The organism is Arthrobacter sp. E44, from assembly GCF_041877125.1.
Lineage (GTDB): Bacteria > Actinomycetota > Actinomycetes > Actinomycetales > Micrococcaceae > Arthrobacter.
The window spans coordinates 64,152-78,658 of the sequence record NZ_JBHDJA010000017.1 but is presented as its reverse complement, the minus strand read 5'-3'; the positions used below and the strand labels follow the sequence as shown (position 1 = coordinate 78,658).

Annotated in this window: 13 protein-coding genes; 9 read left to right on the top strand and 4 right to left on the bottom strand. The window is 66.2% G+C overall.

The features are described from left to right. The first annotated feature begins 119 nt into the window (after positions 1 to 119). From ACETK3_RS15415 to ACETK3_RS15395, 5 genes are all read left to right on the top strand, one after another. Complete coding sequence (locus ACETK3_RS15415) at positions 120 to 983, top strand: ABC transporter substrate-binding protein (protein ID WP_236820901.1); 864 nt, start codon at positions 120 to 122, stop codon at positions 981 to 983. A 110-nt stretch (positions 984 to 1,093) separates the two neighbouring features. Beyond that, complete coding sequence (locus tag ACETK3_RS15410) at positions 1,094 to 1,882, top strand: amino acid ABC transporter permease (RefSeq protein WP_236820902.1); 789 nt, start codon at positions 1,094 to 1,096, stop codon at positions 1,880 to 1,882. Then, a complete protein-coding gene (locus ACETK3_RS15405) occupies positions 1,879 to 2,655 on the top strand; it encodes an amino acid ABC transporter ATP-binding protein (RefSeq protein ID WP_272912535.1) in 777 nt (258 codons plus the stop codon). Before ACETK3_RS15410 ends, ACETK3_RS15405 begins: the two co-directional genes overlap by 4 nt. After that, positions 2,655 to 3,698: a Gfo/Idh/MocA family oxidoreductase gene (locus tag ACETK3_RS15400; RefSeq protein WP_236820903.1), complete on the top strand. Its 1,044-nt coding sequence runs from the start codon at positions 2,655 to 2,657 to the stop codon at positions 3,696 to 3,698. The genes ACETK3_RS15405 and ACETK3_RS15400 overlap by 1 nt, the downstream gene beginning before the upstream one ends. Before the next feature lie 73 nt (positions 3,699 to 3,771). After that, entirely contained in the window at positions 3,772 to 4,893 is a 1,122-nt protein-coding gene (locus tag ACETK3_RS15395) for an FAD-binding oxidoreductase (protein ID WP_237429370.1), read from the top strand. Positions 4,894 to 4,967: 74 nt separating this feature from the next. Here ACETK3_RS15395 and ACETK3_RS15390 read toward each other — a convergent pair whose 3' ends face one another. Then, positions 4,968 to 6,551, bottom strand: coding sequence for a SulP family inorganic anion transporter (locus ACETK3_RS15390; protein ID WP_373462138.1), 1,584 nt, complete (start codon positions 6,549 to 6,551; stop codon positions 4,968 to 4,970). 170 nt (positions 6,552 to 6,721) lie between these two features. Between ACETK3_RS15390 and mptB the strand changes: the two genes are divergently transcribed. Then, on the top strand, positions 6,722 to 8,353 hold the full coding sequence (mptB, locus tag ACETK3_RS15385; RefSeq protein ID WP_306968447.1) for a polyprenol phosphomannose-dependent alpha 1,6 mannosyltransferase MptB: 1,632 nt from the start codon (positions 6,722 to 6,724) through the stop codon (positions 8,351 to 8,353). Here the strand turns inward: mptB and ACETK3_RS15380 are convergent. Continuing rightward, the gene (locus ACETK3_RS15380; protein WP_236820907.1) at positions 8,350 to 9,606 is read right to left on the bottom strand and encodes a DUF2029 domain-containing protein; all 1,257 of its coding nucleotides are present in this window, start codon (positions 9,604 to 9,606) and stop codon (positions 8,350 to 8,352) included. The two genes, mptB and ACETK3_RS15380, sit on opposite strands and share 4 nt — an antisense overlap. A gap of 28 nt (positions 9,607 to 9,634) precedes the next feature. After that, the gene (locus tag ACETK3_RS15375) at positions 9,635 to 10,978 is read right to left on the bottom strand and encodes a glycosyltransferase 87 family protein (RefSeq protein ID WP_373993159.1); all 1,344 of its coding nucleotides are present in this window, start codon (positions 10,976 to 10,978) and stop codon (positions 9,635 to 9,637) included. A 300-nt stretch (positions 10,979 to 11,278) separates the two neighbouring features. Between ACETK3_RS15375 and ACETK3_RS15370 the strand changes: the two genes are divergently transcribed. Then, on the top strand, positions 11,279 to 11,482 hold the full coding sequence (locus ACETK3_RS15370) for a hypothetical protein (RefSeq protein WP_236820908.1): 204 nt from the start codon (positions 11,279 to 11,281) through the stop codon (positions 11,480 to 11,482). Between the two features lie 146 nt (positions 11,483 to 11,628). Here ACETK3_RS15370 and ACETK3_RS15365 read toward each other — a convergent pair whose 3' ends face one another. Beyond that, positions 11,629 to 11,880 (bottom strand): DUF3072 domain-containing protein, encoded by a 252-nt coding sequence (locus tag ACETK3_RS15365; RefSeq protein WP_237429373.1) that lies wholly within the window; start codon positions 11,878 to 11,880, stop codon positions 11,629 to 11,631. Positions 11,881 to 12,000: 120 nt separating this feature from the next. On the opposite strand from ACETK3_RS15365, the gene ACETK3_RS15360 reads away from it, so the two are divergent. Then, entirely contained in the window at positions 12,001 to 12,873 is an 873-nt protein-coding gene (locus ACETK3_RS15360; RefSeq protein ID WP_237429374.1) for an NAD(P)-dependent oxidoreductase, read from the top strand. 220 nt (positions 12,874 to 13,093) lie between these two features. Next, entirely contained in the window at positions 13,094 to 14,473 is a 1,380-nt protein-coding gene (locus ACETK3_RS15355) for an MFS transporter (RefSeq protein WP_236820909.1), read from the top strand. The last annotated feature ends 34 nt before the right edge of the window (positions 14,474 to 14,507 follow it).

The following is a 14,507-nucleotide window of genomic DNA, read 5'->3' as shown; positions in this document are numbered from 1 at the left end:
TCCATCGATGTGAGTCCGGTCTCAATCCTAGAGTGTGAGACCGGACTCAACAAGAGCATCGGCGACTTTCTTCGGCGGCCCTGACAGCACCGCCTCCCTCCCAACGATTGGACAACGCTGTGAAGAAAAAGAACCTCCGACCGGCCGGATTTGCCGCCGCCGCACTTGCAGCGGTACTGGCACTTTCCGGCTGCAGCTCCACCTCCGCCGCTTCCACTACGGAAAACAACCCCTACGGCCTGATCCAGCCCGGCACCATCCGCGTTGCCAGCCTGGGCGACTCCAAGCCCTACACCTTCGCCGACGCTTCCGGTAACTTCACCGGCTTCGACGTGGAACTGTTCAAGGATGTGGCCCACCGGGCCGGTGTGGACAATGTGGTCTTCACCGGACAGGACTTCTCCGGCCTCCTTGCCGCAGTTGCCAACGGGCAGTTCGACGCCGGCGTGGCCGCGATCGGCATCACGGACAAGCGCAAGGAAACCGTGGACTTTTCCGACGGCTACCTGGCCGGCTACCTGACGGTGATCACCACGAAGAATTCCGGCATCACCGGTGTGGACGGCCTGGCCGGCAAACGCCTGGGTGTGGTGCAGGGCACGCTGCAGGAAGCCTACGCGGTGAAGAACTTCACCTCTGCCAGCCTGGTGCGGTTCCCGGACAACAACACCGCCATTGCCGCAGTGAACAGCGGCACGGTGGATGCACACTTCCTGGATTACGAGGCAGCGAAAGCCTACGAGGAACAGCACGGCCTGGTCAGCGCCGCGGACATTCCGTCCTTCGACGCCCCGGCCGGGTTCGCCGTGGCCAAGGGCAAGACCGCTTTCAAGGAAGCCCTGAACAAGGGACTGGCAGCTGCGATGGAGGACGGGACCTGGAAAAAGCTCTACCAGAAGTGGTTCCCGGGCTCCCCGATGCCCGAGCAGTACCTGCCCAAGGCCGAACAGGGCGCCTCCGCGTCGCCCACGCCGAGCAAGTAGGCAAGTAAGCACATAGGCGCCGGAGCCAGCAAGGCTTCAGCACATTGCCGGGCGGGCTGCAGCCCGCGGCGCGCCCGGCACCTTCACCCAATCAACGTCTGAGAGCAATCATGGACTGGTTCAACACCATCATCCGAACTTTCTTTGACTTCGGCGCTATGGCCGAGGTCCTGCCCCAACTGCTGGCGGTCGGCCTGCTGAACACGCTGATCATTTCCATTGCCGCCACCGTCCTTGGCACGGTGCTGGGAATGGTGGTGGCCGTCATGGGCATCTCACCGTCCAAGTGGCTGCGCATCCCGGCCCGGATCTACACCGACCTGTTCCGTGGCCTGCCGGCCATCCTGACCATCCTGCTGATCGGCCAGGGCTTCGCACGCCTGAGCCAGTCGATCTTCGGCCCGTCCCCCTACCCACTCGGCATCATCGCGCTTAGCCTGATCGCCAGCGCCTACATCGGCGAAATCTTCCGCGCCGGCATCCTTAGCGTGGACAAGGGCCAGGGCGAGGCCTGCCGCGCCCTGGGCATGAGCTACGCCAAGTCCATGGCCCTGGTGGTGGTCCCGCAGGGCGTCCGCCGGGTCCTCCCGGCCCTGGTGAACCAGTTCATCGCCATCGTCAAGGACTCCTCCCTGGTCTACTTCCTGGGCCTGCTGGTCAGCGAACGCGAACTGTTCCGCGTGGGCCAGGACGCCGCCGTGCTCTCCGGCAACCTCTCACCCCTGGTCGCCGCGGGCCTGTTCTACCTGGTGATCACCGTCCCGCTGACCCACCTGGTCAACTACTTCGACAACAAGTTCCGCACCGGCCGCCGCCGCCCCGTACCGCCCACCAGCGGGCTGAAGGAAGTCAAGGAACTCGCCTCCGCTTCGCCGCTCACCACCGGGAGCAACACATGACCACCCCCACCAAAGACACCACCAGCGGCCAGGAAGCCCCAACGTTCCACGGCTCGTCCCTGGAACTGCGCAACCTGACCATGGCCTACGGCGACATCGAGGTCCTGCGCAACGTCAGCCTCACGGTCGCCCCGGGCACCACCACCTGCATCATCGGCCCCTCCGGCTCCGGCAAGTCCACCCTGCTGCGCGGCATCAACCGGCTCCACGAGCCCAAAGGCGGCGATGTGCTCCTGGCCGGAGACAGCACCCTGGGCAGCAACCCGGACACGCTGCGCACCCGGATCGGCATGGTCTTCCAGCACTTCAACCTCTTCCCGGACCACACCGCCGAAGAAAACGTGGCCCTGGCACTCTGGGCCGTCAAGGGGATGCCCAAAGCCCAGGCCATGGCCAAAGCCCGCCAGCGCCTTGCCGAGGTAGGTCTCGCCGAACGCGCCGACCACCGCCCCCGCGACCTCTCCGGCGGCCAGCAGCAGCGCGTCGCCATCGCCCGGGCCCTGGCCATGGAACCCGAAGTCATGCTCTTCGACGAAGCCACCAGTGCCCTGGACCCCGAACTGGTCAAAGGCGTCCTGAGCCTCATGGCCGGCCTGGGCCGCCGCGGCATGACCATGCTCGTGGTCACCCACGAAATGGGATTCGCCCGCAAAGTCGCAGACCAGGTGGTCTTCATGGATGAAGGCGAAGTGGTCGAAGCAGGAACTCCCACCCAACTTTTCGACAACCCCCGCAGCGAACGCCTCCAACGCTTCCTCTCCGAGGTGCTCTGATGCGCACTGTTGCAGCGGCACCCATCCGGACCGCCGTCGTCGGCTTTGGGATCTCCGGCAAGGTGTTCCACGCGCCGCTGATTGCGGCCAACCCGGATTTCTCGCTTGACGTGATCGTGACGGCGCAGCCGGAACGGGCTGCGGAGGCGGCACGCCTCTACCCGCAGGCACGGATTGTCGGAACCCCGGAGGAGCTCTTCGTCCTGTCCGCCGACCTGGATTTGGTCATCCTGGGCACCCCGCCGCACACCCACTTCGGGCTGGCGGCAGCGGCCATCGCCCACGGCCTGCACGTGGTGGTGGACAAGCCTTTCGTGCCCACGTCCGCCTTGGGGGAGGAACTGATCAGCAGGGCGGACGACGCCGGGGTGCGGCTTACGGTGTTCCAGAACCGCCGGTGGGACGCGGACTTCCTGACCCTCCGGAAGGTCCTGGCCTCCGGAGCGCTGGGTCAGGTCAGCAGCTTCGAGTCACGTTTCGAATGGTGGCGGCCGGAAGGCTTTGGAAATTGGCGGGACACGGTATCCCTGGCCGAAGGCGGCGGGATCCTCCACGACCTGGGCGCCCACCTGATCGACCAGGCCATCCAGCTGTTCGGCCCGGTGGATCAGAGCTACGGCGAGACCGCCAACCGCGGCCCGCATCCGGACGCAGCCGACACTGAGGCTTTCGTGTCCCTGCTGCACGCATCCGGCGTCCGCTCACGCCTGTGGATGAACGGCATGGCTGCCCAGGCGGGCGCCCGCTTCCACATCCTTGGCTCGCAGGCCGCCTACACCAAATGGGGACTCGACGGGCAGGAACCTGCCCTCGCAGCGGGGATCCCGCCGTCGGACCCGGCCTATGGCATCGATCCCCAGGAGCGTTGGGGGCTCTTGGGGGTCGATGGAGCAACGCGTCCCGTTCCTGCCGAGCGCGGCGACTACCCGCAGTTCTACGTGCAGCTGGCCGCCGCCCTTCGCGGGAACGGACCGCTGCCGGTGGATCCCGCCGGTCCGCTCGAAGTCCTGAAGGTCATCGAGGGCATCCACGCCCTGGCCTGACTGCCCGCGCTCTGTTCCGTTGACGCACCGTTCGCGTCCATCCCAACCACGAATTCCACAGAAAGGGACACCAATGTCCTCTGCTCCAGCTTCCAAGCGCGTCGCGATCATCGGCGGCGGCATCCTGGGCGTTTCCACTGCCGTGCACCTGCTCCGCGAAGGCGCCTCCGTGATCCTGCTGACCGAGCGCGGACTCGCCAGCGAAGCCAGCGGCCGCTCGCTGTCCTGGCTCAACTCCGCCGGCGAACGGTCCACCCCGTACCACCAGCTGCGTGTTGCCGGCGTGGACCGCTACCGCACCCTCTTCGCCTCGGACCCCAAGCGGGAGTGGCTCCAGTTCGGCGGCGGCCTCATGTGGAACGCGGCCGGCCAGGCCGACGCCACGGAGGCGCGGCATGCCTACGAGAAGTCCATTGGCTATGACTCGAAGCTGCTTGCCTCGGAGGAGATCGCCTCGGCTACCCCCGGCGTCGATTCCAGCGCCGTCACGGACAAGGCCATCTTCAACCCCGGCGAAGGCTGGGTGAGCCTGCCGGACCTGATCGACTTCCTGATGGAGGAGTTCCACGCCCGCGGCGGCGAGCTGGTGCTCAACGCCGGCAAGGCCTCCGTCATGGTGGAGGGTGGCAGGACCGCCGGGGTGGAAACCGCGGCGGGCGGGACGTACCCGGCCGACGCCGTTCTGGTGGCCTGCGGCGCAGCGACGCCCGCCGTCGTCGAACCCCTGGGTGTGCACATTCCCAACGGTTCGCCCGTCTCCATGCTGGTGGTGACCAAGCAGGTGCAGCACGAGGTCACCGCCGTGATGAACACCCCCCGGGCCGCGCTGCGGCCCAACCCGGGCGGCACGTTCGCCCTGGACCACGACTGGTACGAGGAGCACATCACTGAGCACGCGGACGGCTCCTTCACCATTCCGGACGACGTGGTGCAGGAACTGGCCGACGAGGCCTCCAAGCTGGTGGCCGGCAACCCGGAACTCAAGCCGGCCTCCTGGAAGATGGGCTACAAGCCGATCCCGGGCGACGGCGAGCCGGTCCTGGGCGAACTGGGCCAGGTACCGGGCTGCTTCGTCGCCTTTACGCACTCCGGTGCCACCTTGGGACTCATCGCCGGCGAACTGCTGGCCGGTGAGATCCTGATGGGCAGGAAGCACCCCATGCTGGCGACGTTCCGGCCCGGCCGCTTTTCCTAGGCACGCCTGGAAAAACGAGGCGGGGCGGCAGTCTGCAGCCCCGCCTCTTCCGCATGCCGGGGGTGAGGTTCCGCTCAGGCGCCCAGGTGTCCCGTGAGACGTCGGTGGAAGCCGGTGCTGCGTTCGTCGAGGCCTTCGATCGCCACCGTGGCTCCGTGGTCCGCGTACTTGGTTTCGATGGAGTCGAGCGCGGCGACGGTTGAGGCGTCCCAGATCTGCGCGCGGCTGAGGTCGATGGTCACCGAGGCGGGATCGTCGGCGTACGCGAACTGCTCCACCAGGTCATTGCTGCTTCCGAAGAACAGCGGCCCCACCACGTCGTAGCGGACGGTTCCACCGTCGTCCGCCAGGGTCCGATCCACCGTGATGACGTGGGCCACCCGGCGGGCGAACAGCACCATCGCCAGGATGACGCCCACCAGCACACCGTAGGCCAGGTTCCCCGTGAAGACCACGACGGCGACGGTGACCACCATGACCAGCGTCTCGGGCACCGGCATCCGCTTCAGGGTGGACGGCTTCACGCTGTGCCAGTCGACGGTGGTCACGGCAACCACCATCATCACCGCGGCAAGGGCCACCATGGGAATCTGGCCCATGATCGAGCTGAGCCCGGTCACCAGTGCCAGCAGGAACAGCCCGGCCACGAGTGTCGAAATGCGGGTGCGGGCCTGGCCGGTCTTCACGTTGAGGACGGTCTGCCCGATCATGGCGCAGCCGGCGATGCCCCCATAGAAGCCGGCAAGGATGTTCGAGACGCCCAGTGCCCAGGACTCGCGGCCCTTGTGCGAAGGGGTCTCTGTGATGTCGTCCACGAGCTTCGCCGTGAGGAGGGTTTCCATGAGTCCGACGAAGGCCACGCTCAGCGCCGTGGGCAGGACCAGCTGGAAGGTCTCAAGGTTTACCGGAAAAAGGAATGGCGTGATTCCGGGCAGCTTGCCCGTGAGCGGGCCTTCGTCCGAGACGCTCGGAACGGTGAGGCCGGCGATGATGACGATTGCGGTGACGACGACGATGGCCACCAGGGGCGACGGGACCACCTTGGTGAACCGGGGCAGGATGAAGATGATGGCGAACGTCAGGGCGAACAGGGCGTAGGCGAGCCAGGGGACGTTGAGGACATGGGGCACCTGCGCCATGAAGATCAGCACGCCCAGGGCGTTGACGAACCCGATCATCACCGACCGTGGAATGAACCGCATCAGCCTCGCCAGCCCGGCCAGGCCAAAGACAATCTGGATCACGCCGGCAAGGAGCACTGTGGGCAGGACGTACTCGACGCCGTGCCCGTGGACCAGCGGGGCGATCACCAGGGCGACGGAACCGGCGGCCGCGGTCACCACACCCGGTCGGCCACCCAGGGCGGACATGGCCAGGGCCAGCACGATGGAGGCGACAAGGCTCACCATGGGATCGACACCGGCCACGATCGAAAATGAAATGACTTCCGGAACCAGTGCGAGCGTGGTGACCATCCCGGCCAGGACCTCGCGGCTGAGCTGCCGCGGGGAACGCAGGGCGGTGAGGACTGTGATCGGTTGCCGAAGGGGACGGGTGCGGTCAGCGACGGCCAAGGAGCGGCTCCAGGGGACTTGGCTCTGGGAGAGCGGTGTGCAATGTTTCTGTGCGCCACGGTGCGCCGGGTCCCGCCCTGCCATGGAAGACAATGGGGGTGGAGGGAGTGCGCCGGTGATATCGGCTGCGCATGCAACACTACCCCGGGGCCCTGAAGAGGCAGTAAGTATGGCTGATAAAATGACCGGGTTGCAGGGCGGCCTTGTGAAGCTGGGGCGAGCAGTGCCGTAACGAAGTAGGGGACCACACAATCATGACGGCAGGCGGGTCGCACCTCAGGACATCGGAAAGCAGGCCGGGCACGTCGGCCGGCGCTTCCATGCCTGCCAAGGGTCGTGCCTACTTGGCAACCCTCGAGGGTTTCATCGGCGCCCTCATGATGTTCGTCGGCTCCATCGGAACGGGCTGGATCGCCAACGGTTCCCCCATGATCCGCCAGCCTGTGGTGATCGCGCTCCGCACCGAAGGCTGGGGGGTGGCGGTGTCCACTGTGCTGCTGACGGCCGGCGCCATGCTGCTGATGCGCTCGTGGCTGCGCCTGGGCCAGCGGCTGGGGGACTGGGGACAGTCGTCCCTGCGTTCCGTGGTGGTGGCCATCTCCGCGTGGTCCCTGCCCCTGCTGTTCTGCGTGCCGGTCTTTTCCCGCGACGTCTACGCGTACACGGGCCAAGGCAGGCTGGTGATGGAGGGCCAGAACCCGTACGAGGTGGGCATTTCCACCCTCAACAACTGGTTCGCCCTGGGCGCCGATCCCGCCTGGGCCGAAAACCGGACCCCCTACGGCCCCTACTTCCTGTGGCTGGCGCGGGCGGTGGTGGGACTGACGGGAGCCCAGCCGGACGCGTCCGTCCTGCTCTTCCGGCTGCTGGCCGGCGTCGGGGTGCTGCTGTGCGTCATCTACGTGCCCAAACTGGCCGAACTGCACGGCATCAACGGTGCGCGCGCCCTCTGGATCTCCGTGGCCAACCCGCTCTTCCTGATCAGCTTCATCGCCAGCGCCCACAATGACGCCCTGATGGTGGGTCTCGCCGTCGCGGGCGTGTACCTCGCCGCCACCCGCCGCTACCTGCTTGGCATCCTCCTGGTCACCGCCTCCATCGGCATCAAGCCCATTACCGTGCTGCTGCTGCCGTTCATCGGCATCATGTGGGCCGGTCCTTCCGCCACCTGGCCGCGCAAGTTCCTGATGTGGGCCGCGACGGCGGGCATCAGCTTCGGCGTCCTGGTCCTCAGCGGCATCCCATTCAATCTGGGCATCGGATGGACCTGGGCCATCATGGATCCCACCCCCGGCTACACCGGCTACTCACCGTCAGGCTTCCTCGGCCAACAGGTGGAGATGCTCGCCAACGCGCTGGGACTGCCCGGCGGGACGCTGGCCACGTGGCTGCGGACCGCCATGAAGTGGGCCGCCATCGCCCTGGTCCTGCTGCTGATGTTCCGCGGCGACTACTCCCGGGCGGTGCGCCGGATGGCCCTGGCGTTCACCGCCGTCGTGATGCTCTCGCCCATCATCCAGCCCTGGTACATCCTGTGGTTCCTGCCGTTCCTTGCCGTCACCGGGATCCGGGACGACTGGCAGATCCGGTCGCTGTACGTGGGCGTGACGTTCTTTGTCGTGTTCGGCGCCCAGGACCAACTCTCGGTCTGGTCCTTCGTGGAACTGCCCATCGACGCCTCGTCCCTGGCGTTCTTCACCGCCCTGGCGTTCACGTTCTACCTGCTGGTTTTGGACGTCCACACGCGCAAACTGCTCATCGAAGGCAAACCGCTGGACCTGGCCCGCCGGGGCTGGGAGTGGGCTCTGGAACGCCGGGCCCAGCGCCGGGCAGCGGCCGCCCGCCAGGGCGACAGCGCCGCCGTCGAACGCCGCGAAGCCCCTTAGGCTCCCGCCGGAACCGTCGCTGCAGTCTTCCGTCCCAGCTCGGCCGTCCGCTTCACCGACCACCACAGCAGCACCACCAGGAGCACGTTGCGGGTGGTGAGGATGGCGGCCATGACCGGGTGGGCGTGGATGAGCGGGGTGTAGAACAGGGGGTAGATCACGAAGGTTGTCATGGCGATGCCCATGAGCAGGGCCGCCGGGACTTTCCACCGCTCCCAGTCGTGCGTCAGGCCCGCAATGATCACCGGGGCCAGCCAGATGATGAACTGCGGCGAGCCCACCTTGTTGAACACAATGAACGCGGTGACCATCATGAGCGAACCCTCAAGGAAGAGTTCCTCACGCTCCGCGCCGCGGCGCATGGCCCGCACCAGCAGGATGGCCGCGGTGACGGCGGCGAGGATCAGCAGCGGCTGCATGAGGAACGCCGCGGTGCTGGCTCCCGGCCCGTAGACCTCGGTGGAGTTGATGGCCGTGTTGTCCGCCATTTTCGAACCGGCGATATGGAACACGCTCAACCAGACCCAGGGGGTGGAGAACGTTGCCTCGAGCTGCATGCCGCGCTCGCCCTGGTTCAGGAGGAAGTCCATGATGTGCGGGAGGCCGCCGGACAGCCACGTCCCCAGGCCCACGACGGCGGTGACGGCAACGCCGGCGAGCACCACCTGGAGGCGCTTGTGGCTTGCGATGACGATGGGCACCAGGACGGCGGCCGGCCACACCTTGATCCACGTGGCAATGCTGAGCAGAAGGCCCGCCACCACGGGCCGTTCGGCGGCGTAGAGCAGGGCGATCAGCACGATCGGGGCCGTGATGCCTTCCACCCGGGCGAAGCTCAGGTAGCCCATGAAGACCGTGAAGAACAGCCACCACCAGGCCGGCGCAACGCCCGTCACTTTCCGGGGGCCCCGGGTGAGGTAGAGCAGGCCGACGGCGTTGAGCGCCGCGATGATCAGGAACCAGACCAGGAGGTAGAGACTGGGCCCGGCAAGGTTGGCGAGGAAGATGGGGATCTGCGCCAGCACCGGATAGACCCAGGGGCTGATCTTGCCGGTCAGGTCCGCCGGGTTGTAGCCGTCCATGGCCCACTGCCGGTACTGCTCGGTGTCGCTGAACGTATCGCCGTTCAGGAAGAAGGACGCCATCCAGCCCAGGAAATAGAGATGGACGACGGCGAAGCCCCACCAGACACTGGACGGGCGGGCGAACCAGTCCACCACTTTTGCCGGGAGCAGTTTGGTGCGGACCGTCACCAGGCGGTCAAAGAACCTCGTGGAAATCTTAGGTCTCCTTGAGCGCGGGGGCAGGTGCGGCCGTCTTCTTGCCCAGCGAGTAAAGGCGCCGGACGCTCCACAGGAACAGCACCACCAGCAGGACGTTGCGGATGGTCAGCACCAGCGCCATCCAGGGGTTGTTGTGGCTGAGGGCATCGTAGAAGAGGGGGTAGATGAAGTACGTGGCCACGGCGATGGCGATCAGCATCAGTGCCGGGACACGCCATTCCCGCCAGTTGTGGGCAAGGCCGACGGCGACGGCGGGGCCCAGCCACACCATGAACTGCGGGGAGCCCACCTTGTTGAACACCACGAAGGCGGTGGCCAGGGTCAGCGCGCCGGCCAGGAGCAGTTCGGTGCGGTCCACACCGCCGGCCACCCTGTGCTGCTTGCCGTTGTGCAGGGCCCAGAAGGTCAGCCCGGCCACCAGTACGGCGGCCAGGACCAGGAGCGGCTGCATGAGGACGGACAGGATGGCGGTGCCCGGCCCGTCCACCTGCATCGAGTTGATGTCCGTATTCATGTACATGCGGGAGCCGCCCACGTTCAGGACGGAAAGCCAGAGCCAGGGGGTGGTGAAGGTGGCCTCGAGCTGCATTCCGCGGTCACCTTGTTGCGTGAGGAAGTTCAACAGCTTGGGAACGCTGCCCAGCACGGCTGCCAGCGCAACCACTCCGACGGTGGTCACCACCCCTGCCAGCACCACCAGCAGGCGGTTCTTCACGACGGCGAAGAGGGCCAGCATGATGGCCGCCGGCCACACTTTCACCCAGGTGCCGATGGCCAGCAGGACCGAGGCAACAAACGGGCGCTGGACGCCGTAGGCCAAGGCAACCAGGACCAGCGGCGCGGTCAGCCCGTCAACGCGGGCGAAGCCCAGCCAGCCCATCAGGAAGGTGAACACCAGCCACCACCAACCGGCAGGGATGGCCTGTTTGTTCCGGCCGCGATCCGTCAGCTTCAGGAGCGCCCAGCCGTTGAGGAGCGTGGTCATGAGGACCCAGACGAAGAAGAACAGCGCAGGTCCCGCCAGCCCTGCGATCGCCATGGGGATCAGCGCCAGGATGGGGTAGACCCAAGGGCTGGGGCCGCCCCTCAGGTTGGCGTCGTTGAACCCCGCCATGGCCCAGTCGCGGTAAATGAAGGTGTCACTGAACGCCTCGCCGCGCAGGGAGAGCGAAGCCGCGAAGACCAGGAAGACAAGATGGACCACGATGAAGCCGCCCAGCAGCCCGCGCCCCGTGTTCAATCCGTTCCGCACCGGGGTGGGGAGGATGAGGTTGCGGATCCTGGTCAGATTGCCGAAAAGAGCGTCGGTGGAAATGGCGGAATCCTTGTCAGGTCGTTGCACAGTCAGCGGTCGCGCAATAATGGCTCGGGTCATGCCGCAAAGCGGGTTGCGGGAGGCGGCGGAGGCCTCGAAAACCGACTGCCACTCCTGTTCAACTCTAATTGACGGCGCTTCAGGGGTGTAATTGTCAGGACATGGCCGGTAGTCTGACGCCTGACCTGCGGGCTTTATGTAAAGTTGATGGTTCAAGCATGCTCGGGCACCATGGATCGAGGCGCTGAGGCGTCCGCCGCCGATGCAGCCAGGGGGAGCGCAGGGCGGTGCATGACCACCACCCCCGAAGAAACAAAAGGCAACTCCATGAACTTCCCCTTGACCCTCACCGTGTCCGACCGCCAAAGCATGGACAGCGAACTCGACGCCGCCGTCGCAGCCGCTAAGGCCCATGCGCTCAGCGGCAAGCGCCACGGCATCCTGGTAACCCGCCACGGCGTGAACCAGTTCACCGTTGACCTCAGCGAGACGGTTCCCTTCGGCGTCACCCGTGAGTGCCAGGCCTGGTAAGGCTCCTTTTCAGCGGGCTTTCGTCACCCAACCTCCGGTAGCCGCCGCTGGGCAGTCGCCTTTCGCACAGGTGTCTTTGGCGCAATCCTGTCTTTAGGCACCATCCTGCGCTGCCGCCGTCGTCAGCGTGTTGCGGCTCCGGCAGCCTAGCTGCCGGCCCCGTCGCCGGCCACGCGGTTGCTGCGCTGCTGCAGCCGGTCGATGTGCTTTGACGCCTCAGCCTTGCTCATGTCCGCGGGCAGTTCCTCCCCGGCCTCGCGCGCCAGCGTGTCGAGGTAGCTGCGCTGTGCCGCCGTCATGGGTTCGTCCCCGGTCACCCAGTCTTCCGGGTCCCTGTTGAGGCCTGCATTGGGTTCGGGTTCCGGGCTGCCGATTGTTTCCTGGTTGCTGTCGCTCATGGGTACGAGTCTAGGCGGGGGCGCCGACATTCCGCTGGAACGCTGTTTGCATAAGTGAGTGAATCCTGGAGACGTTGAGTTGGTAGGGAAAGCCAAACCTGGACCAAGGAGGACTGCTCAATGGATACGAAGCTCAAAGTGGCTGTGCTGGGAACCGGAATCATGGGGGCGGCCATGGCCCGCAACCTCCTGCGTGCCGGTCACGACGTCTCCGTGTGGAACCGGGATCCGGCAAAACCCGAACCGCTGGCTGCAGACGGCGCACACCGGGCCGCCAACCCCGCCGAAGCAGTGGCAGATGTTGATGTGGTCCTGACCATGCTGTACGACGCCGCCGCGGTGGAGCAGGTCATGCGCTCCGCGGCCCCGGGGCTCAAGGCCGGTACGGCCTGGGTTCAGTCCACCACCGTGGGCGTGCGGGACGTACCCGTCCTGGCTGGCCTGGCCGGCGAGCTTGGCCTGGACCTGGTGGAGGCGCCGGTCTCAGGTACGCGCGGTCCTGCCGAAGCCGGCCAGCTGCTGGTCCTTGCCGCCGCGCCCGAAGCTGTGCGCCGGCGCGTGGAGCAAGTCCTCGACGCCATCGGCGCCCGCACCATCTGGACTGGGGAAGACGCCTCAACCGGATCGGCAGCCCGCCTCAAGCTCGTGGTCAACAGCTGGGTCATCGCCGCCTCCAACGCCGCCGGGGAAGTGGTTGCGCTCGCCGAAGCCCTTGGGGTCGATCCGCAGCAGTTCCTCGGCGTGATCGAAGGCGGCGGCCTTGACCTTCCTTACTTGCGGACCAAGATGGGCCTCATCATGGAAGACGGCCTGGACCCCGCCTCCTTCGCAGTGGATACGGCGTGCAAGGATGCCCACCTCATTGTCGATGCGGCTGCTGAGCAGGGCGTGAAGCTCGACGGCGCGGAAGCTTTCGCCGCAAGGTTGGACCGGGTGTCGGAGCAGGGTCGGGCCAAGCAGGACATGGCTGCGGCCTATTACGCCAGCCGGTAGCAGGCAGGGTCCTTCCGAGGAACGGCCGGGACCGCGGGGAGAATGGGGGATAACGCTTGCCCGTTGACGTAACGGGGGTCACCTTCTATATTGGATGAATCGATTCAAGAGCTGTCGCTTCAGGTCCGGTTGGACCAATTCCGGCGCAGACACAGCCAAGAACACCTGCTGAGCCCAGCGGTTCCGGTTCCTTGCCAATGAAGACGAAGGACATAAGCACATGAGCACCACCCCCACCCGCGTCGCCGTTCCCAGCCAGGGTGTTGACGCCCCTTCGCGGGATCCGCGGAAAGCGGCGATGAGCGGCTGGATCGGAAGCGCCCTGGAGTACTACGACTTCGCGTTGTACTCATTGGCGGCAACGCTGATCTTTCCCTCCATCTTCTTTCCTTCGGAGAACCCAACCGTCGGGATCATCGCCTCCCTTGCCACGTATGCCGTGGGCTACGTGTCCCGTCCGGTGGGCGCCGTCGTCCTGGGTGCCTACGGTGACCGGCACGGACGCAAGAAGGTGCTCGTCTTCGCCATGCTGCTTATGGGCTTCGCGACCTTCGCTGTGGGGCTGCTGCCCACGTACGGCCAAGTAGGCCTCCTGGCGCCGGCGCTCCTGGTGATCCTTCGCCTGATCCAGGGCTTTGCCGTGGCCGGGGAATTGGGTGGCGCCAGTGCCATGATCGTCGAGCACTCTCCCGATGCCAAGCGCGGCTTCTTTGCAAGCTTCAGCCTGCAGGGCACCCAGGTGGGCTCCATCCTTGCCACCGCGGTCCTGCTCCCTCTCGCCGCAGTCCTCCCGGCCGACCAGTTCGGCAGCTGGGGCTGGCGCATCCCGTTCCTGCTCAGCGCCGTCGTGATCCTGGCCGGGTACTTCATCCGGCGCCGCGTGCAGGAACCGCCCACGTATGTGGCGCAGTCCGGTGCCGGTGAAACCAAGCGCCGCTTTCCCCTCGTGGAACTCCTGCGCACCCGCCCCGGGGTCCTGGTCCGCTGCGTCCTCATGACCTTCACCAACGTCATCGGCATGGCCACGTTGATCTTCGGTGTCTCCTACGCCACCCAAAAGGGCTACGGCAATGGCTTCTCAAGCAGTGAGTTCCTGTGGGTCACGCTGGTGGCCAACATCGCGGCCGTGGCGACCATCCCGCTGTTCGGCGCGCTGAGCGACCGGGTTGGCCGGCGGATGCTCATGGCGGCCGGCGGCATGGTCGGAGGCCTGCTGGTGGGCGTTTACCTGTGGGCCATCGAGCAGGGAAGCCTTCCGCTGGTCTTCGTCTGCGTGGTAATCGTGCAGGGCATCTTCTTCCAGATGTGGAACGCCACGTTCGCCACGTTCTTCCAGGAGCAGTTCCCCATGCGGATCCGGGTGACCGGTTTTGCGGTATCGCAGAACATCGGGCTCATGATTGCCTCGTTCTTTCCCAGCATCTTCACGGCGATCGCGCCTCCAGGATCCGCCAATGTACCGCTTACGATCGGCTTGACCACGCTGGGCATCTGCCTGGTCTCTGCGGTGGCCACCCTGATGTCGAGCGACACCAAGGGCACTTCGCTGGAGGACCTTGAGGCGCCGAGGGCCGGCCGGGCCGGAAACCTGCACGCATAACTTCACCATCGACCTGAAAAGGAGGGGACAGCCG

Excerpts from the sequence above, each read along its gene's own strand:
- ACETK3_RS15410 (WP_236820902.1), top strand. The coding sequence starts at position 1,094 with ATGGACTGGTTCAACACCATCATCCGAACTTTCTTTGACTTCGGCGCT.
- ACETK3_RS15405 (WP_272912535.1), top strand. The coding sequence starts at position 1,879 with ATGACCACCCCCACCAAAGACACCACCAGCGGCCAGGAAGCCCCAACG.
- ACETK3_RS15400 (WP_236820903.1), top strand. The coding sequence starts at position 2,655 with ATGCGCACTGTTGCAGCGGCACCCATCCGGACCGCCGTCGTCGGCTTT.
- ACETK3_RS15395 (WP_237429370.1), top strand. The coding sequence starts at position 3,772 with ATGTCCTCTGCTCCAGCTTCCAAGCGCGTCGCGATCATCGGCGGCGGC.
- ACETK3_RS15390 (WP_373462138.1), bottom strand. The coding sequence starts at position 6,551 with ATGGCAGGGCGGGACCCGGCGCACCGTGGCGCACAGAAACATTGCACA.
- mptB (WP_306968447.1), top strand. The coding sequence starts at position 6,722 with ATGACGGCAGGCGGGTCGCACCTCAGGACATCGGAAAGCAGGCCGGGC.
- ACETK3_RS15370 (WP_236820908.1), top strand. The coding sequence starts at position 11,279 with ATGAACTTCCCCTTGACCCTCACCGTGTCCGACCGCCAAAGCATGGAC.
- ACETK3_RS15365 (WP_237429373.1), bottom strand. The coding sequence starts at position 11,880 with ATGAGCGACAGCAACCAGGAAACAATCGGCAGCCCGGAACCCGAACCC.
- ACETK3_RS15360 (WP_237429374.1), top strand. The coding sequence starts at position 12,001 with ATGGATACGAAGCTCAAAGTGGCTGTGCTGGGAACCGGAATCATGGGG.
- ACETK3_RS15355 (WP_236820909.1), top strand. The coding sequence starts at position 13,094 with ATGAGCACCACCCCCACCCGCGTCGCCGTTCCCAGCCAGGGTGTTGAC.